The organism is Streptomyces sp. AC512_CC834 (assembly GCF_019049325.1).
Lineage (GTDB): Bacteria > Actinomycetota > Actinomycetes > Streptomycetales > Streptomycetaceae > Streptomyces.
In genome coordinates this window covers 51,209-68,752 of the sequence record NZ_JAGMUO010000014.1, presented here as the reverse complement: position 1 = coordinate 68,752, position 17,544 = coordinate 51,209, and the positions used below count along the sequence as shown (strand labels likewise).

Annotated in this window: 17 protein-coding genes; 9 read left to right on the top strand and 8 right to left on the bottom strand. The window is 72.4% G+C overall.

The genetic code is table 11. The annotated features are described in order from the left end of the window. Positions 1 to 45: 45 nt before the first annotated feature. Positions 46 to 741: a metal-dependent transcriptional regulator gene (locus tag KUM40_RS04375; protein WP_217163018.1), complete on the bottom strand. Its 696-nt coding sequence runs from the start codon at positions 739 to 741 to the stop codon at positions 46 to 48. A gap of 8 nt (positions 742 to 749) precedes the next feature. Continuing rightward, positions 750 to 1,283: a YbhB/YbcL family Raf kinase inhibitor-like protein gene (locus KUM40_RS04370; RefSeq protein ID WP_217163006.1), complete on the bottom strand. Its 534-nt coding sequence runs from the start codon at positions 1,281 to 1,283 to the stop codon at positions 750 to 752. Positions 1,284 to 1,443: 160 nt separating this feature from the next. Between KUM40_RS04370 and KUM40_RS04365 the strand changes: the two genes are divergently transcribed. The 6 genes from KUM40_RS04365 (at position 1,444) to KUM40_RS04340 (ending at position 9,162) form a co-directional block, all read left to right on the top strand. Then, complete coding sequence (locus KUM40_RS04365) at positions 1,444 to 2,127, top strand: GntR family transcriptional regulator (RefSeq protein WP_217163003.1); 684 nt, start codon at positions 1,444 to 1,446, stop codon at positions 2,125 to 2,127. Between the two features lie 92 nt (positions 2,128 to 2,219). Beyond that, a complete protein-coding gene (locus KUM40_RS04360; RefSeq protein WP_217163001.1) occupies positions 2,220 to 2,960 on the top strand; it encodes a response regulator transcription factor in 741 nt (246 codons plus the stop codon). Then, complete coding sequence (locus KUM40_RS04355; RefSeq protein ID WP_217162999.1) at positions 2,957 to 4,540, top strand: HAMP domain-containing sensor histidine kinase; 1,584 nt, start codon at positions 2,957 to 2,959, stop codon at positions 4,538 to 4,540. Before KUM40_RS04360 ends, KUM40_RS04355 begins: the two co-directional genes overlap by 4 nt. 14 nt (positions 4,541 to 4,554) lie before the next feature. Beyond that, on the top strand, positions 4,555 to 5,964 hold the full coding sequence (locus KUM40_RS04350) for a bifunctional glycosyltransferase family 2/GtrA family protein (RefSeq protein WP_217162996.1): 1,410 nt from the start codon (positions 4,555 to 4,557) through the stop codon (positions 5,962 to 5,964). Then, complete coding sequence (locus tag KUM40_RS04345; protein WP_254394540.1) at positions 5,961 to 8,261, top strand: glycosyltransferase family 39 protein; 2,301 nt, start codon at positions 5,961 to 5,963, stop codon at positions 8,259 to 8,261. The genes KUM40_RS04350 and KUM40_RS04345 overlap by 4 nt, the downstream gene beginning before the upstream one ends. A 142-nt stretch (positions 8,262 to 8,403) precedes the next feature. Beyond that, positions 8,404 to 9,162 (top strand): TetR/AcrR family transcriptional regulator, encoded by a 759-nt coding sequence (locus tag KUM40_RS04340; RefSeq protein WP_217162987.1) that lies wholly within the window; start codon positions 8,404 to 8,406, stop codon positions 9,160 to 9,162. 7 nt (positions 9,163 to 9,169) lie between these two features. On the opposite strand, the gene KUM40_RS04335 is transcribed toward KUM40_RS04340, so the two are convergent. Both KUM40_RS04335 and KUM40_RS04330 read right to left on the bottom strand, forming a co-directional pair. Continuing rightward, positions 9,170 to 9,640: a PPOX class F420-dependent oxidoreductase gene (locus tag KUM40_RS04335; RefSeq protein ID WP_217162983.1), complete on the bottom strand. Its 471-nt coding sequence runs from the start codon at positions 9,638 to 9,640 to the stop codon at positions 9,170 to 9,172. Between the two features lie 4 nt (positions 9,641 to 9,644). Further along, positions 9,645 to 10,073 carry an STAS domain-containing protein gene (locus KUM40_RS04330; protein ID WP_217162981.1) on the bottom strand — a complete coding sequence of 143 codons (429 nt, stop codon included), beginning with the start codon at positions 10,071 to 10,073 and terminating at the stop codon, positions 9,645 to 9,647. A 216-nt stretch (positions 10,074 to 10,289) separates the two neighbouring features. On the opposite strand from KUM40_RS04330, the gene KUM40_RS04325 reads away from it, so the two are divergent. Continuing rightward, positions 10,290 to 11,063, top strand: a complete 774-nt coding sequence (locus tag KUM40_RS04325; RefSeq protein ID WP_217162979.1) for an ANTAR domain-containing protein — start codon at positions 10,290 to 10,292, stop codon at positions 11,061 to 11,063. Positions 11,064 to 11,081: 18 nt separating this feature from the next. Continuing rightward, positions 11,082 to 11,783, top strand: coding sequence for a GAF and ANTAR domain-containing protein (locus KUM40_RS04320; RefSeq protein ID WP_217162976.1), 702 nt, complete (start codon positions 11,082 to 11,084; stop codon positions 11,781 to 11,783). On the opposite strand, the gene KUM40_RS04315 is transcribed toward KUM40_RS04320, so the two are convergent. The 3 genes from KUM40_RS04315 to KUM40_RS04305 form a co-directional block, all read right to left on the bottom strand. Then, a complete protein-coding gene (locus KUM40_RS04315) occupies positions 11,766 to 12,587 on the bottom strand; it encodes a YceI family protein (RefSeq protein ID WP_217162974.1) in 822 nt (273 codons plus the stop codon). The two genes, KUM40_RS04320 and KUM40_RS04315, sit on opposite strands and share 18 nt — an antisense overlap. Positions 12,588 to 12,754: 167 nt before the next feature. Beyond that, entirely contained in the window at positions 12,755 to 15,409 is a 2,655-nt protein-coding gene (locus KUM40_RS04310) for an MFS transporter (RefSeq protein WP_217162971.1), read from the bottom strand. 13 nt (positions 15,410 to 15,422) lie between these two features. Continuing rightward, positions 15,423 to 15,923, bottom strand: coding sequence for a MarR family winged helix-turn-helix transcriptional regulator (locus KUM40_RS04305; protein ID WP_217162969.1), 501 nt, complete (start codon positions 15,921 to 15,923; stop codon positions 15,423 to 15,425). 205 nt (positions 15,924 to 16,128) lie between these two features. On the opposite strand from KUM40_RS04305, the gene KUM40_RS04300 reads away from it, so the two are divergent. Next, complete coding sequence (locus tag KUM40_RS04300; RefSeq protein ID WP_217162966.1) at positions 16,129 to 16,335, top strand: hypothetical protein; 207 nt, start codon at positions 16,129 to 16,131, stop codon at positions 16,333 to 16,335. A 179-nt stretch (positions 16,336 to 16,514) separates the two neighbouring features. Here the strand turns inward: KUM40_RS04300 and KUM40_RS04295 are convergent, their stop codons facing one another. Next, a complete protein-coding gene (locus KUM40_RS04295; RefSeq protein ID WP_217162962.1) occupies positions 16,515 to 17,462 on the bottom strand; it encodes an RNA polymerase sigma factor SigF in 948 nt (315 codons plus the stop codon). Positions 17,463 to 17,544 lie beyond the last annotated feature (82 nt).

Genomic DNA, 17,544 nt, shown 5'->3' with positions numbered 1-17,544 from the left:
GGTGCCTCTCCGTCACGCACGGGGCGGCCGGTGGGACGGCCGGGTTCACAGCGGGGCGACGAAGACGTGGGCGGCGGTCCGAGTGGGGAGTTCGGCGGTCCGGCCGACGCCGCCGACCGTCACGCCGCCCGGACACGGCGTGACGCTCACGACCGCGCCGGGCCGCACCCCGGCCCGCCGCAGGGCGGACAGCAGCCCGCGGTCGGTCTGGACCGGCTCCCCGATGCGCCGGACGACCGCGCCGACACCGTCCGGCCCGAGCACCAGGTCGCTGAGGCTGACCGTGTTCCCGCCGGGGCACGGGGGCAGGGAGCGCCTCCTCCCGTCCAGTTCCTCCAGGCCCGGGATCGGGTTGCCGTAGGGCGACTCGGTCGGGTGCCGCAGCAGGTGCAGCAGGCGGCGTTCGACGGCCTCGCTCATCACGTGCTCCCAGCGGCAGGCCTCGGCGTGGACCTGCTCCCACTCCAGGCCGATGACGTCGACGAGCAGGCACTCCGCGAGCCGGTGCTTGCGCATCACGCGCGTCGCCAGCCGCCTGCCCGCGTCGGTCAGCTCCAGGTGCCGGTCGGCGGCGATCCGCAGCAGTCCGTCGCGTTCCATGCGGGCGACGGTCTGGCTCACGGTGGGGCCGCTCTGGTCCAGGTGCTCGGCGATGCGGGCGCGCAGCGGGACCACGCCCTCCTCCTCGAGCTCCAGGACGGTGCGGAGGTACATCTCCGTGGTGTCGATGAGCTTGGACACGCGGTGGATCAGGCGGGAGTCTCGGCGGTGGCGGTCAGGACCGCGCGGCCGAGGATGTGCCCGGCCATGGTGAAGCCGAGGACGGCCGGGGTGGCGTCGGCCGGGACGCCGATGGACTCGACGTCGAGGGCGTGCACCACGACGAAGTACCGGTGCGGGCCGTGCCCGGCCGGCGGGGCGGCGCCTATGTAGCGGGCCGCGCGGGCGTCGTTGGGGAGCTGGAAGGCGGCCTCGGGCAGGCCCGAGCCGGTGTCGTCGCCGGCGCCCTCGGACAGTTCGGTGACGGCGGCGGGGATGTCGGCGACCGCCCAGTGCCAGAAGCCGGACCCGGTGGGGGCGTCGGGGTCGTAGACGGTGACGGCGTAGCTCCTGGTGCCCTCCGGCGCGCCGCTCCACGCCAGATGCGGGGAGACGTCCTTGCCGCCGGGGACGCCGGAGGAGTGCTGCGCGTCCGGCCAGGGAGCGCCGTCGGCGACGGTGGTGCTGGTGAGGGTGAAGGAGGCCGCCTCGGGGAGGCGGGCGAACGGGTTGTTGGCGCTCATCGCGTCGTCGTTCCTTTCGGACTTGGCCGACCGTTGTGGGACGGCCCTTGCTGGACGGCTCTTGCTGGACGGCCGCGGCGATCGCGGCGATCGCGGCGACCTTTGTAATCGACCATAACACTTATAATCGATTATTCAAGGGATCGTCTATGCTGGCCCCATGACTCAGACCGGCACCACCCCGCCCCCGCCGACGGGCAAGCGGATGCTCTCCGAGCAGGTCTACGCACGCCTGCGGGACGCGATCATGCGCGGCGACCACGCCCCAGGTGCCGCCCTCAAGCCGCAGGACCTCGCCAAGGAGCAGGGCGTGAGCCTGGCCGTGGTGCGCGAGGCCCTCGTGCGGGTGGTCGGCGACGGGCTCGCCGACCGGCTGCCCAACCGCGGCTTCGCCGTCCCGGCCTTCTCCGACCGCCGCTGGCAGGAGATCGCGGAGGCCCGCCGCACCGTCGAACCGGTCCTGCTGCGCATGTCCGTCGAGCGCGGCGACGTCGACTGGGAGGCCCGGGTGCGCGCCGCCCACCACCGGCTGTCCCGCACGCCCGTGTACGCGCCGGACGAGGGCGAGTACTACAGCGACGCGTGGTCCGAGGCGCACCGGCTCTTCCACCGCGCCCTGATGGAGGGCTGCGGCAATCCCGTACTGCTGGACACCTTCGACCGGCTGTGGACGGCGAGCGAGCTGGCCCGCCGCTGGTCGTCGCACCGCCGTCCCGGCCGGGACGGCGTCGAGGAGCACCGCCGGCTGGAGGAGGCGGCGCTGGCCCGTGACGCCGACGCCGCGGCCGAGGTCCTGGTCCGGCACCTCACGCTCACGGCGGAGGGACTGACCGGAGAGGCCTGAAGGGCGGTGCCCGAGCGGCGCCTGTGGGTTTCTCAGAGAAATCACAGCTTGGGGAAAGGGTGCTCTCAGAGCGCCCCGCCATCGTGTCCGCTATGACCACGACCTCGCCCCAGGGGCGTACCGAACTGCTGAGGCCGGACGGGAGCCCCGTCCGGGTGCTTGTAGTGGACGACGAGCTGTCCATCACCGAGCTGCTGTCCATGGCCCTGCGCTACGAGGGCTGGCAGATCCGCAGCGCCGGGGACGGCCACGGCGCCGTCCAGACCGCGCGCGAGTTCCGGCCCGACGCCGTCGTACTGGACATGATGCTGCCCGACATGGACGGCCTGAGCGTGCTGGGGCGGCTGCGCCGCGACCTGCCGGACGTGCCGGTGCTGTTCCTGACCGCCAAGGACGCGGTCGAGGACCGTATCGCGGGGCTGACCGCGGGCGGGGACGACTACGTCACCAAGCCGTTCAGCCTCGAGGAGGTCGTCGCCCGGCTGCGCGGACTGATCCGGCGTTCGGGCGCCGCCGACCGGCGTTCCGACTCCGTACTCGTCGTGGGCGACCTCACCCTCGACGAGGACAGCCACGAGGTCACCCGGAGCGGCGACGGCATCCACCTCACCGCCACCGAGTTCGAGCTGCTGCGCTTCCTCATGCGCAACCCGCGGCGGGTGCTGAGCAAGGCGCAGATCCTGGACCGCGTGTGGTCCTACGACTTCGGCGGACAGGCCAACGTCGTCGAGCTGTACATCTCCTACCTGCGCCGGAAGATCGACGCAGGGCGCGAGCCGATGATCCACACCCGGCGCGGCGCCGGTTACCTGATCAAGCCCGCGGTCTCGTGAGCCGCCGGCGACGACCGCGGCCGCGGACCCTGCGGACGCGGCTCGTCGTCGCGTCGGTGGCGCTGATCGCGGTGGTGTGCGCGGTGATCGGCACGGTGACGACGCTGGCGTTGCGGTCGCACCTGTACGAGCAGTTGGACGGGCAGGTGCAGGAGGTCGTGAAGCGGGTGTCCGGCTTCGGGCCGCCCGGTGAACCGGGGCCCGGCGGCGGGGCGCCGCAGGGGATGGACCTCGACGAGTTCGTCACCCACGGACCACAACCGCGCGGCACGATCGTCGCCGAGGTGCGCGACGGCGTCGTCGTGGACGCCAAGTACGGCAAGAAGGACGACGAGGCCACCGACCTCAGCGGCACGACGGCGGTCTCCCTCAGCGAGGACCAGAGTGCCGCGCTGGCCTCCGTCCCCCGGGACGGCAAGGCGCACACCGTCGAGATCGCCGACCTCGGCGACTACCGCGTGGAGTACCACGACGGCTACTACGCCGCCCTCTCCACCTCCGACGTCGACGTCACCGTCAACACGCTGCTCATCGTCGAGGTCAGCGTCACTGCCGCCGGCCTCATCGCCGCCTCCCTCGCCGGGACCGTCATGGTCGGCGTCGCCACCCGCCCCCTGCGCAGGGTCGCCGCCACCGCCACCCGGGTCTCCGAACTCCCGCTGCACGCGGGCGAGGTGAACCTCGACGAACGCGTCCCGGCGGCCGAGTGCGACCCGCACACCGAGGTCGGCCGGGTCGGCTCCGCGCTCAACCGGATGCTGAACCACGTGCACGGAGCCCTGCACGCACGGCAGGCGAGCGAGACGCGGGTACGGCAGTTCGTCGCGGACGCCAGCCACGAACTGCGCACCCCCCTCGCCTCCATCCGCGGATACGCCGAACTCACTCGCCGGGGACGCGAACAGGTCGGCCCCGACACCCGGCACGCGCTGGGCCGCATCGAGTCCGAGGCCGGCCGCATGACCCTGCTGGTCGAGGATCTGCTGCTGCTGGCCCGCCTGGACGCCGGGCGGCCGCTGGAGTTCGCGCAGACCGACCTCGTACCGCTCGTGGTCGACACGGTCAGCGACGCCCGCGCGGCCGGCCTCGACCACAACTGGCGCCTCGACCTGCCCGACGAACCGGCGCAGGTGTCCGCGGACGCCGCCCGGCTCCAGCAGGTGCTGGTCAACCTGCTGGGCAACGCCCGCAACCACACGCCGCCCGGTACGACCGTCACCGCGCGCGTGCGACGGAGCGGGGCGTGGCTGTGCGTGGACGTGACGGACAACGGGCCGGGGATCCCGGCCGAGTTGCTGCCGCGCGTCTTCGAACGGTTCGCGCGCGGCGACTCCGCGCGCTCCCGCGCGACCGGCTCGACGGGCCTCGGGCTCGCCATCGTGCAGGCCGTGACGACCGCCCACGGCGGTGGCGTGACCGTCGACAGCGAGCCCGGTCGGACGGTGTTCACCGTGCATCTTCCTGCTGTTCACGACCAGGTTCACGACCCGGTTCACGACCAGGCCGGCGCACTGGCGCACTCACAGACGCACTCACAGGCACAGCACAGTCTCACCACACGGGTGCGACAGGGGACTTGAGAAGAGTCGGTCGCATGCGAACCGACTCTTCTCCCGGCTCCCTGCCGGCGCGGGAGCATCTCCCGGCCGCAGGAGCCGGTACGCCTGTCCTGGACGTAGTGATCCCCGTCTACAACGAGGAGAAGGACCTGAGGCCGTGCGTCCTGAGACTGCACGAGCACCTCACGCGGACGTTCCCCTACGCCTTCCGCATCACGGTCGCGGACAACGCCTCCACGGACGCCACCGGGCACGTCGCGTCCCGGCTGGCGGCGGACCTCGACCGGGTCAGGTCCGTCCGGCTGGAGCAGAAGGGGCGGGGCCGGGCCCTGCGGGCCGTCTGGTCGGCCTCGGACGCCCCGGTCCTGGCCTACATGGACGTGGACCTGTCCACCGACCTGAACGCGCTGCTGCCGCTGGTGGCGCCGCTGATCTCCGGCCACTCGGACCTCGCGATCGGCTCGCGGCTCGCCCGCAGCTCGCGGGTGGTGCGCGGGGCCAAGCGGGAGTTCATCTCCCGCACCTACAACCTCATCCTGCGCGGCTCCCTCCAGGCCCGCTTCTCCGACGCCCAGTGCGGCTTCAAGGCGATCCGCCGCGACGTGGCCCGGGTGCTGCTGCCGCTGGTGGAGGACACCGGCTGGTTCTTCGACACCGAGATGCTCGTGCTCGCCGAGCGCGCCGGGTGCCGGATCCACGAGGTGCCGGTCGACTGGGTCGACGACCCCGACTCCACCGTGCACATCGTGAAGACCGCGACCGAGGACCTCAAGGGCGTGTGGCGGGTCGGCAAGGCACTGGCCACCGGTTCGCTGCCCCTGGACCGGCTGGCCCGGCCCTTCGGTGACGACCCGCGCGACCGCGACCTGAAGGACGTACCGCAGGGGCTGGCCCGGCAACTCGTCGGCTTCTGTGTCGTCGGCGTCCTGTCCACTCTCTTCTACCTGCTGCTCTACAGCGGCTTCCGGCTCTTCGCCGGCTCCCAGCTCGCCAACGCGCTCGCGCTGCTGGTCTCGGCGGTCGCCAACACCGCCGCCAACCGGCGGCTCACCTTCGGGGTGCGGGGCCGGGGCGGCGCGGTGCGGCACCAGGCGCAGGGGCTGGTCGTCTGGGGCATCGGTCTCGTCCTGACCAGCGGTTCGCTCGCCGCCCTGAACGCGGCGACGGCCGACCCGGACCACTCCACCGAGCTGGCGGTACTGATCGCCGCCAACCTCGCGGCCACCGTGCTGCGCTTCCTGCTCTTCCGCGCCTGGGTGTTCCCGGACGCGGCGCCCGAGCGGGACCTGCAGCCCGAGCGGGACGTGCAGCCCGCGATTGACGTGCCGCTGATCACCGACGCGCCGGCCCCTCGGCACCCGGACCCCTACCACCACTGGAGCGACGCGACCCTGCGGCTGCAACCGGTGCGCTCCGCCGACACCGACCCGATGGACGGACGATGACGACGCACACGCACGACACGCACGACACGCACGACACCCACGACACGCACGACGACCGGACGGGGGACGTGGACGACACGCGTCCCGCCGACCGCGAGGACGGGGGTACGCCGGCCTCGTCGGCGCACCCCTCCCACCGGCAGGCCGCCCGGCAGGCCGCTGGGCAGACCCGGCTCCGGCTCCGCGGACTGTGGCGGGGCCGCCCGGAGGACCCCCGCTGGGTGCGCCCGGCCTTCCTCGGCCTGCTGCTGGCCACCACCCTGCTCTACCTCTACAACCTGAGCGCCTCCGGCTACGCCAACTCCTTCTACTCGGCGGCCGTGCAGGCGGGCAGCGAGTCCTGGAAGGCGTTCTTCTTCGGCTCGCTCGACGCCGGCAACGCCATCACCGTCGACAAGCCCCCGGCCGCGCTGTGGCCGATGGCGCTGGCGGTCAGGATCTTCGGTCTCTCCTCCTGGTCGATCCTCGTCCCCGAGGTGCTGATGGGCGTCGCGACGGTCGCCGTCGTGTACGCCGCCGTGCGCCGCCGGTTCAGCCCCGCCGCCGGGTTGATCGCGGGCGCCGTCCTGGCGCTCACGCCGGTCGCGGCGCTGATGTTCCGGTTCAACAACCCGGACGCGCTCCTTGCGCTGCTGATGTCCGTCACCTGCTACCTCGTCGTACGGGCGCTGGAGGACGGCCGGACCAAGTGGCTGGTGTGGGCGGGCGTCGCGATCGGCTGCGCGTTCCTGGCGAAGACCCTCCAGGCCTTCCTGATCCTGCCTCCGCTGGCCCTGGTCTACGGCGTCTGCGCGCCGGTCCGACTGAAGAGGCGACTGGGCCAACTGGCGCTGGCGACCGCCGCGATCGTCGTCTCCGGCGGCTGGTGGGTCGCGGTCGTGGAGCTGTGGCCGGCGTCGTCCCGCCCGTACATCGGCGGCTCGCAGAACAACAGCTTCCTGGAGCTGACCTTCGGCTACAACGGCCTCGGCCGGCTCAACGGCGAGGAGACCGGCAGCGTCGGCGGTGGCGGTGGCGGCATGGGTGGCGGTGGCGGCGGGCAGTGGGGCGAGACCGGCTGGGACCGGATGTTCAACTCCGAGATCGGCGGCCAGATCTCCTGGCTGCTCCCGGCCGCCCTGATCCTGCTCGTCGCGGGGCTCGTCGCCATGCGGCGCGGCGGCCGTACGGACGCCACCCGCGCGTCCCTCCTGGTCTGGGGCGGTTCGCTGCTGATGACCACGGCCGTCTTCAGCTACATGGCCGGCATCTTCCACCAGTACTACACGGTCGCGCTCGCGCCCTATCTGGCGGCCGTCATCGGCATGGGCGCCGCGGCGTTGTGGGAACGGCGCGAGCGGATCTGGGTCTCGCTCGCCCTCGCCGCCGCCGTCACGGCGAGCGCGGCCTGGGGGTACGTGCTGCTGGGCCGTACGCCCGACTACCTGCCCTGGCTGAAGTGGCTGGTCCTGGTCGGCGGTCTGGCCGCCGCGCTCGGGCTCGTCTTCGCCGGCCGGCTGGGGCGGCGGACCGCCCTCGCGGCGGCGGGTCTCGGCCTCGTGGCGTCCCTGGCCGCGCCCACCGCGTACACGCTGAGCACCGTGCGTGAGGGGCACAGCGGCTCCATCGTCACGGCCGGTCCGTCCGGCGCGAGCATGATGGGCGGCCCGGGCGGCGGCGGCCGAGGCGGTGGCCCCGGAGGCGGCGGCTTCCCGGGCGGCGGGAACGCACCTGGTCAGGGTCAGGGCCAGGGTCAGGGGCAAGGTCAGGGCCAGGGCGCGCCCGGCACCGGCGGTTTCCCTGGCGGCGCCCCTGGTCAGAACGGCCAGTCGGCCCCGAACGGCCAGGCACCGCAGAACGGCCAGAACGGCCAGAACGGCACGAACGGCACGACCGGTGAAGGCGGCCGCATGGGTGCCGGCGGAGGCATGGGCGGTGGCGGCATGGGCGGTCTCCTCAACGGCGCCCAGGTCGACGCCGAGGCCAAGAAGCTGCTGGAGGCCGACGCCGAGGACTACACCTGGGTCGCCGCCGCGATCGGCTCCCAGAACGCCGCGAGCTACCAGCTCAGCACCGGTGACCCGGTGATGGCGATCGGCGGCTTCAACGGCACGGACCCGTCGCCGACCCTGGCCCAGTTCAAGAAGTACGTGGCGGACGGCAGGATCCACTACTTCATCGGCGGCGGTACGGGAGGCGGCGGCATGGGCGGCGACTCCGGCACCTCGTCGCAGATCACCTCCTGGGTCGAGGACAACTACAAGGAGGTGACCGTCGGTTCGGCCACCTTCTACGACCTCACCCAGCCGACGAGCTGACCCGGACGGAGCAGGGCGCGACGGCGCGACTGGCTCGTTGTGGCTGGTCGCGCCCGCACGGCGGAGCCGCACGGTGTCACGCCCCGCGCCCCTTTCGGGGCGCCTAGCATGACCGGTGATGGTGAGAGCGAGGTAGGCGCGCATGGCGAAGGCAGGGCGGCAGGGCCCCCGGGCGAGTGTCTGGCTGGCGGGTGAGGGGCGACGCAGTCGGCGGCGCGGCGGGCAGCCGTCCGGTCTCGACCGGGAGCGGATCACCGAGGCCACCGTCGGCCTGCTGGACGCCGAGGGCCTGGCCGGGTTCTCCATGCGCCGCCTGGCCGCCGAGCTGAACGTCACCGCGATGTCCGTGTACTGGTACGTCGACACCAAGGACGAGCTGCTCGAACTCGCCCTGGACGCCGTGTTCGGCGAGCTCGGCCACCCCGACCCGGAGGCCGGCCAGGACTGGCGCGGGCAACTGCGCGCGCTGGCCCGGGAGAACCGAGCGCTGCTGGTGCGCCACCTCTGGCTGTCCCGGCTGGCCGGCACCTACCTCAACATCGGGCCCAACGCGCTGGCCTTCTCCCGGTCGGTGCAGAGCGTCGTACGCCGCAGCGGGTTGCCCGCGCACCGCGTGACCGGCGCCATCGCCGCCGTCTTCCAGTTCGTCCACGGCTACGGCACGATCGAGGGCCGCTTCCTCGCCCGGGTGGCGGACACCGGCCTGAGCGCGGACGAGTACTTCCAGGACTCGATGAACGCGGTGACCGAGGTGCCGGACACCGGGGGCGTCATCGAGGACGCCCGGGAGATCATGGCGGCCCGCGGCGGCGACACCGTCGCGGAGATGCTGGACCGGGACTTCGAGTTCGCCCTCGACCTGCTCGTGGCGGGCATCGAGGCGATGGTCGAACGGGGCTGACCCGGCCTCAGTCGTCCGTCGTCAGGTGCGCCGGGAAGCCGCCGGTCGCCACCGGCCCCCACTTCTCGGGTGTCACCCGGACGATGGACTTGCCCTGCTTGATCATGGCCTGCCGGTACTCGTCCCAGTCCGGGTGCTCGCCGGAGATGTTGCGGAAGTACTCCACGAGCGGCTCCACGGAGTCGGGGGAGTCGATGACCTCGGCCGTGCCGTCGAGCTGGACCCAGGGGCCGTTCCACTCGTCGCTGAGCACGATGAGGCTGACCCGCGGGTCGCGGCGCGCGTTGCGCGTCTTGGCCCGCTCGGGGTAGGTGGAGAGGACGATCCGGCCGGAGTCGTCGACGCCGCAGGTCAGCGGCGATCCCTGGGGGCTGCCGTCGGCCCGCCGGGTCAGCAGGATCGCCCGGTGCCGGGGGCGTACGAAGTCCAGCAACTCGTCGAGGGAGACACGGGTGTTCGTCGCGATGTTCGGTGCCATGCCGTCAGCCTAGGCCGCATTCCCGCTCTCCGCCGTCCCGCTCTGAGCCGTCCCGGCTCTCCTCACGCAGCGCCTCCGCGAGGTTGTCGTACACCGGCACGTCGCGGCGCAGGCCGGTCAGCTCCAGGACGCGGCTCGGTACGCCCTTCGGGGCGGCCACCACCCGCAGCCGGGTGTGGCCGGGCAGACGGCGGCGCACCGCGACGATGAGACGGACGCCCTGGGAGTCCATGAAGCGGGTCGCGGTGAGGTCCAGGACGAGGAGGCGCAGGTCGTCGGAGTGCTGGTCCACGTGCTGGTCCACGGCGGCCGTGATCAGGGGCAGCAGCCCCGCGGCGTTGCAGAAGTCGATGTCGCTGGGCATGGCGAGCACGGCGCGGCCGGGTGGATCACACGGCTCGCACGGCTCGCAGGGCTGGGGAGGGAAGGTCACAGCACTCACCTGACAGACGTCCGTCGGGCTTCCGGCCGGGCCGCTTCCTGACCCGTGCCCATTCCACCACGCGGCGGGGCGGTGCGAAAGGCGCCCGCCCGGTCCTTCGGCCGGGCGTCACCGGCACGCAACCAAGCAGCTAAAGTGCTATTCGTCCTGTGCTCGCAGTCGGGAATGTGCTGCGGAGCTCTCCTGCGCACGGCCGTTTGGCCGCGCATGCCGAAGAGGTTCGTGGTGGCTGCGTCCGAATTTACTGATTTGCCGCGTTTTCTGGCTGGTTTCGAGCTGGCCGACGCCCTGACGGCGGCGGCCCGGCACCTGCACGGTGCGGGCGCCCCGGACGACACCCTGAGCACCGCGGTGGGGCTGGCGGTGCGCCTGCTGCCCGGCGCGGAGCACGCGGGCATCGCGGAGGTCCAGCGCGGCGGCCGGCTGCGCACGCTCGCCTGGACCGACGAGGCCGTACGGTTCGCGGCCGAGCCCCGGCACGGGGGGCGGGAGCCGCACCCGGACTGGGAGCACCTGTGGACCACGCCCGTGGTGCGGACGGACGACAGCGAGGCCGACGGCGGCGGCAACATCCTCGCCGGTCTCGGTCTGCGCTCGGCGCTGTCCCTGCGGCTGCGCGCCGACCGGCGCCGCCTGACCGTGCTGACCGCGTACGCGCGCAAACCGCAGGCCTTCGACGAGGACGCCACCCGCATCGGCCGGCTGTTCACCGCGCACGTCGCCCTCGCCCTGGACTCGGCGACCGTGCGTGAGCAGCTCACCGAGGCCATGCGTACCCGGGACCTGATCGGCCAGGCCACCGGCATCCTCATGGAGCGCCTGGACATCGACGCGGCCGGGGCCTTCGAGTCCCTGGTGAAGGCCTCCCAGCGGGAGAACGTGAAGCTGCGTGACCTGGCCCGCCGCATCGTCGACACGGCGGACAGCGCGAAGGACGGTGTGAAGGACGGCGCGGGGGGCCGAGGAGTGGGCGAGCGGTGACGGGACATCCGTACGGGCATGACCTCGCGGACCACGGACACGCTTGACCACGCCATGGCGCGCAGCCGGGGTCTCGACACCCTGCTGCGCGATCTGACCGACCGGGCGGTCGTGCAGGTGCCCGGCGCCACCGCCTGCTCGGTCACGGTGCGCCGCGCCGACCGGCTGATGACCCTGGCGGGCAGCTCCGGCCTGCCCGGCGGCCTGGACCTGCGGCAGTACGAGAACGGCTCGGGCCCCTGTGTGGACGCCGCCGAGACGGGCAGCGCGCAGTACGCCCCCGACCTGGCGGCCGAGTCCCGCTGGCCCGCGTACACGGAGTATGCGCTGGCCACCGGTGTGCGCTGTGTGCTGGCGCTGCCGCTGGCCGTCGAGGGCGAGACGGGCGCCGCGCTCAACCTCTACGGCCTCGAGCCCGACTCCCTGGCCGCCGCACTGGACGCGGCCCGCGCCTTCGCGGAGCGGGCCGCGGAGGCGGTGAACGAGGCGCTGCGCATCGAACGGCAGCAGGCCTCGGCGGCCGACGTGCGCACCGCCCTGCTCTCCCGCGGCGTCATCGACCAGGCGGTCGGCATGCTGATGGCCCGGGAGCGGATCGACGCCCACCGGGCCATGGAGCGGTTGCGCCGGGCCTCACAGGACCGGAACGTCAAGCTCCGGGACCTGTGTGCCGGGTTGGTGGACCGGGCGTCCGGCGGCGCCTCACGCGGCGGGCAGTGACTCCCCCTGGACCGCCTGGATGTCCAGCTCGACCCTGAGTGTCGTCCCGATGGCGGCGATGCCGGCCTGGACGACCTGGTTGTAGTTCATCGCGAAGTCCTCGCGGTGCAGTTCCGTCGTGGCCCGGAAGGCCGCCCGGGTGCCGCCCCAGGGGTCGGCGCCGGTGCCGAGGTAGGCCAGGTCCAGGTCGACCTCGCGGACGACCCCGTGCAGGCCCAGCTCGCCGTGGACGGTCCAGCGGTCGGGACCGGCCTCGCTCACCGCGGTGGAGCGGTAGGTGATCTCCGGGTAGCGCTCGACGTCCAGGAAGTCCGCCGAGCGCAGGTGGGTGTCGCGCATGCCGTTGCCGGTGTCGATGGAGGCCGCCCGGATCACCGCCTCCACCCGGGACTTGGTGACGTCGTCCGGCGCGATCTCGACCGTGGCGGCGAAGTCGGTGAAGCGGCCGCGCACACTGGAGATCCCGAGGTGCTGGGCGACGGCGGCCACGGCGGAGTGCGCCGGGTCGACCGTCCACGGCCCCGGCGGCGGCAGTTCGGTACCGCCCTGCCGGGCCAGCGTCACCGTGCCGACCTCGGCCCGGCCGCTCGCGGTGACGATCGCGCTGGAGGCGGCGGGCGCGTAGCCGACCGCGGTGACGATGACGGTGTACGCCCCGGGCGGCAACGCCGTGGTGTCCCGCACGGCGCCCTCGGTGTCCGCCTCGGCGCGCAGCACCTGCGCGCCCGTCATGTCGGTCACCGTGACGACCGCGTGCGACACGGCCCATCCGTCCCGCGTTCGGATCCTCGCGGTCAGTCCCATCCCGTTTTCTCCCTGCAAAAGCTCAGAAAATGGTCGTATAGAAGCGGCCGTACAGAAGCCGTCGTTAATGAAGCGGTCGTTAATGAAGCGGTCGTAAAGAAACCGGCCCGTGGTGGGCGGGCGCACCTCCGCTCAGAGCGCGCACGCCACCACGGGCCGGGGCCGTGCTACTCGCCGGGGTGGGCGAGCTCGATGTCGTGGCCGTCGGCACCGGGGCCCGCGACCGTCAGGGCGGTGGCCACCGGCGGGTAGCCGGTCGCGATGACGGTGTACTCACCGGCGTCCAGGTCGGTGAAGGCGTACGCCCCGTCCGTGCCGGTGGTGGCCGTGCCGACCACGTTCCCGGCGGCGTCGACCAGCGTGACGCGGGCGTCGGCCAGCGGACCGTGCGGAGCCCGCACGACGCCCTGGACCTGCGCGCCGGCCTGGAGGTCGACCTCGACGCGGGTGACGCCGGTGCCGCCGACCTCCAGCGGCAGGGCGCGCGGCCGGTAGCCGGCGGCGTTGACCGCGACGGTCACCGTGCCCGGCACCAGCTCGGTGAGGGCGAACTCGCCCTGCTCCCCGGTGGCCGCGCTGGCCAGCAGGTCACCGCGGACATCGGTCACGATCACCATCGCGTCCTTGACCGGCAGCCCGCTGTCCACGGCCCGGACCAGGCCGGTGAGCCCGCTGGTGCCGCTGAGCAGGATGTCGTAGGCGACCGGCTCGTCGTTCACGACGATCGTGGAGGCCTGCGGCTGGAAGCCGTCGGCGGAGGCGATCAGGACGTACGACCCCGCGCTCGGCGCGTCGAGGGCGTAGGAGCCGTCGCCCTGGGCGACCGAGCGGCCCAGTTGGCGGCCGGCCAGCGAGATCAGCGTGACGGCGGCCTGCGGGACCGGCGCGGACTCGGCGCCGCGGACGAAGCCGCGGACCGCGATGCCGGCGGAGACGGGTGCCTGCGGCTCACCGGAGCCGGTTGCCGTGGCCACGGCGGCGAGCCGTTGCGTGGCGGCCGGTTCGGCGACCGGGGAGGCCGCCCGCGTCGCCGAGGCGACCGACGTGTCCGGGATCGTCGATATGTCCGCGGTGGACGACATGGCCGACTTGGCCGACATAGCTGGGGAAGGGGCACCGGAGGGCGTGGCCGAAGCGGCCGCCGTCGCACCGGCCAGAGCAGGCTCGTCGGCGACGCGGACGGCCTCCGCGGGAGTGCCCGCGACCGGCGGTGCGGCCTCGGCCGAGGACTCCGCCGCCTGGGCGAGGGCGCCCTTGGTGCGCAGCGGGACCTCCTTGATGAACAGCGTCACCACGATGGCGAGGAACGCGACCGGTGCGACGTACAGGAAGATGTCGGCGATGCCGTGCCCGTAGGCGCTCTCCAGCCAGGTGCGGATGGGTGCGGGGAGCAGGTCCATGTCGGGGATCTGCCCGGAGCCCAGGGCCTTGCCTGCCGCCATCCGGTCCTCGGGCCCCAGTTGCCCGATGCTGTCGGAGGCGTAGTTGCTGATCCGGCTGGACATCACGGAGCCGAGCACCGAGACGCCCACCGCACCGCCGAGGGAGCGGAAGAAGGTGACCGTGGAGGACGCGGAGCCCAGGTCGCCCGGGGCCACCTGGTTCTGCGTGCAGAGCACCAGGTTCTGCATCATCATGCCGACGCCGAGACCCATCAGCGCCATGAAGATGCCGATGTGCCAGTACGGGGTGTCGTAGCGCATGGTGCTGAGCAGACCCAGGCCCGCCGTCAGCAGCACGCCGCCGGACACCAGCCAGCGCTTCCACTTGCCGGTCTTGGTGATGATGATGCCGGAGGCCGTGGACGAGAGGAACAGGCCGCCGATCATCGGGATCGTCATGACACCCGACATGGTCGGGGACTTGCCCCGGGCCAGTTGGAAGTACTGGCTGAAGTAGACGGTGCCCGCGAACATCGCGATACCGACGAACAGCGAGGCCAGCGAGGCCAGCGTGATGGTGCGGTTCTTGAACAGGCGCAGCGGGATGATCGGCTCGCTGGCCTTCGACTCGACGAGGAGGAAGAGCAGCGCCAGCACGAGCGCGCCGCCGACCATGGCGCCGGTCTGCCAGGACATCCAGGAGTACTTGTCGTCGGCGAAGGTGACCCAGACGAGCAGCAGGCTGACGGCCGCGGTGACGAAGAAGGCGCCGGCCCAGTCGACCTTGACCTTCCGCTTGACCACGGGCAGGTGCAGCGTCTTCTGCAGCACGATCAGCGCGAGGATCGCGAAGGGCACGCCGACGTAGAGGCACCAGCGCCAGCCGAGCCAGCTCGTGTCGGTGATGACACCGCCGAGCAGCGGACCGCCGACGGTGGCGACGGCGAAGGTGGCGCCGAGGTAGCCGGAGTAGCGCCCGCGCTCACGCGGGGCGATCATCGCGGCCATGATGATCTGCGCCAGGGCGGACAGACCGCCGGCGCCCAGGCCCTGGATGCCGCGCGCGGTGATCAGCATCCCCGCGTTCTGCGCCGTACCGGCCACGACGGAGCCGATGACGAAGACGACCAGGGCTATCTGGACCAGGGCCTTCTTGCTGAACAGGTCCGCGAGCTTGCCCCACAGGGGGGTGGAGGCGGTCATCGTCAGCAGCGAGGCGGTGACGACCCAGGTGTAGGCGCTCTGGCCGCCACCGAGGTCGCCGATGATCTCGGGCAGGGCGTTGGTGACGATGGTGGAGGACAGGATCGCGCAGAACATGCCGAGCAGCAGCCCGGACAGTGCCTCCATGATCTGCCGGTGCGTCATCGGAGCGTCTCCGGAGGAGCCTCCCCCGTGCTTGGCATGAGCCCGCACACCGGCTGGTGTGGTCGTTGCCATGGACTTCCTTTACTTACGTGGTGATCGCGGGTGTACGGGTGGACTGTTCGTCCCCGGACAGTGCGGGAGGCCGGGCCGCGGGGGCCCGGCAGTCGTCGAAGCTGGCCCTGAGGCGGGCCATGAGCCGGGAGAGCTGGCCGACCTCGTCGTCGGACCAGTCGCTCAGGCGGTGGGAGAGAAGCTGGGTGGTCCGCTCGGCGATGTCGTCGAGCTGGTCCTGCCCGGCGGGCGTCAGGCGCAGGATGCGCGAGCGCTTGTCCGCGGGGTCGGGGAAGCGTTCGACCCAACCCCGTTCGGCGCCGTGGGCGACGTGGCGGCTGGTCACCGACATGTCCACCGCGAGCAGCTCCGCGAGCTTGCTCATGCGCATGTCCCCGTGGCGGCCGAGCAGTGTCAGTACGGCGACGGACCCACCGGGACAGTCGGACGGCAGCAGCCGTCCCATCTCCCGTTTCACGGCGCCGAAGGCGCTGAACTGGCGGATCAGCTCCTCGTACTGCGCCTTCTCGGCCATGCGCACCTCCCGATTCGTTGCTTAGGGCAACCATAAGTTCGGTTGGTTGCTACAGGCAAACAAAAACGGTCATCGCGGCATAAAAAGTTGGCAAAGGCAAGTATTGCGAAAGTAAACGTGCAGGTGGTAGGTGGTGGTCGGGGGCAAGGGGCGTCGGGAGCCCCGCACTTGGGCCGCACCCGCGGATTCGCTAGTGTCTCGGCCCATGGCTAACAACCAGGGCCCCCAGGGCCCCCAGGGCACCAACGACCCCGCAGGCAGCACCCAGATGTTCCGCGCGTTCGTCGACGAAGCCCCGCAGACCCGGCCGGCGGCCCCCGCCGCCTCCTCCGGGCCGCGCGTCGGCCTGATCGTCGGCATCGTGGCCGCCGTGATCGTCGTCGCGGCCGTGGCCTGGCTGGCGCTCGGCTAGGGCACGCCTGGGGCCGTCCGGCGGTTCGGCGGTTCGGGCCGGGTACCGGAATGCGCGCAGCCCGGCGACCGCCGCGGCACCCCCGAGGTGCCGCGGCGGCCACCGGGCTGTCGTGACGACGGCCGTGGGCAGCGGGCCGCGGGCAGCAGGCCGCGGCCCATGACCCACGGCCCACCGGATCAGTCGGAGATGAGGCCCTCGCGCAACTGCGACAGGGTCCGGGTCAGCAGCCGGGAGACGTGCATCTGCGAGATGCCGACCTCCTCGCCGATCTGCGACTGGGTCATGTTGGCGAAGAAGCGCAGCATGATGATCCGGCGCTCCCGGGGCGGCAGCTTGGCCAGCAGCGGCTTGAGGGACTCGCGGTACTCCACGCCCTCCAGCGCCGTGTCCTCGTAGCCCAGGCGGTCCGCCAGCGAACCCTCGCCGCCGTCGTCCTCCGGGGCCGGGGAGTCCAGCGAGGAGGCGGTGTAGGCGTTGCCGACCGCGAGGCCGTCGACGACGTCCTCCTCGGTCACGCCCAGCACGGTGGCCAACTCGCCGACCGTGGGGGAGCGGTCCAGCTTCTGGGACAGCTCGTCGCTGGCCTTCGTCAGGGCCAGGCGCAGCTCCTGGAGGCGGCGCGGGACGCGCACCGACCACGAGGTGTCGCGGAAGAAGCGCTTGATCTCCCCGACCACCGTCGGCATCGCGAACGTCGGGAACTCCACGCCCCGTTCGCAGTCGAAGCGGTCGATCGCCTTGATCAGGCCGATGGTGCCGACCTGGACGATGTCCTCCATCGGCTCGTTGCGGGAGCGGAAACGCGCGGCGGCGTAGCGCACCAGCGGGAGATTGAGCTCGATCAGGGTGTCCCGGACGTAGGCGCGCTCGGGGCTGTCCTGGTCGAGGGCGGCGAGCCGCAGGAACAGGGAGCGGGACAGGGTGCGGGTGTCGATGGCCTCCGTGGCCGGAAGGGTCTGGGCCGGCACGGCGTCGAGGTTCGGTACGGCTTCGGCGGCCGGTTCGTCATCGACGGAGCCGATGGGACCGATCGGGCCGACGGGGCCGAGCGCCTCGATCGTGTCGGGCGCGGTCTCGCTCTCCGCGAGCGCAAGCACCTTCGAGCTGCCCTGTTCTGCGGACATGCCACCCCCTTTGGGTCGCGGGACGGTCACGGCACACGCTCCCACGCCGGGAACGCAGCCTTCACCTGAATACCGGAGCCGG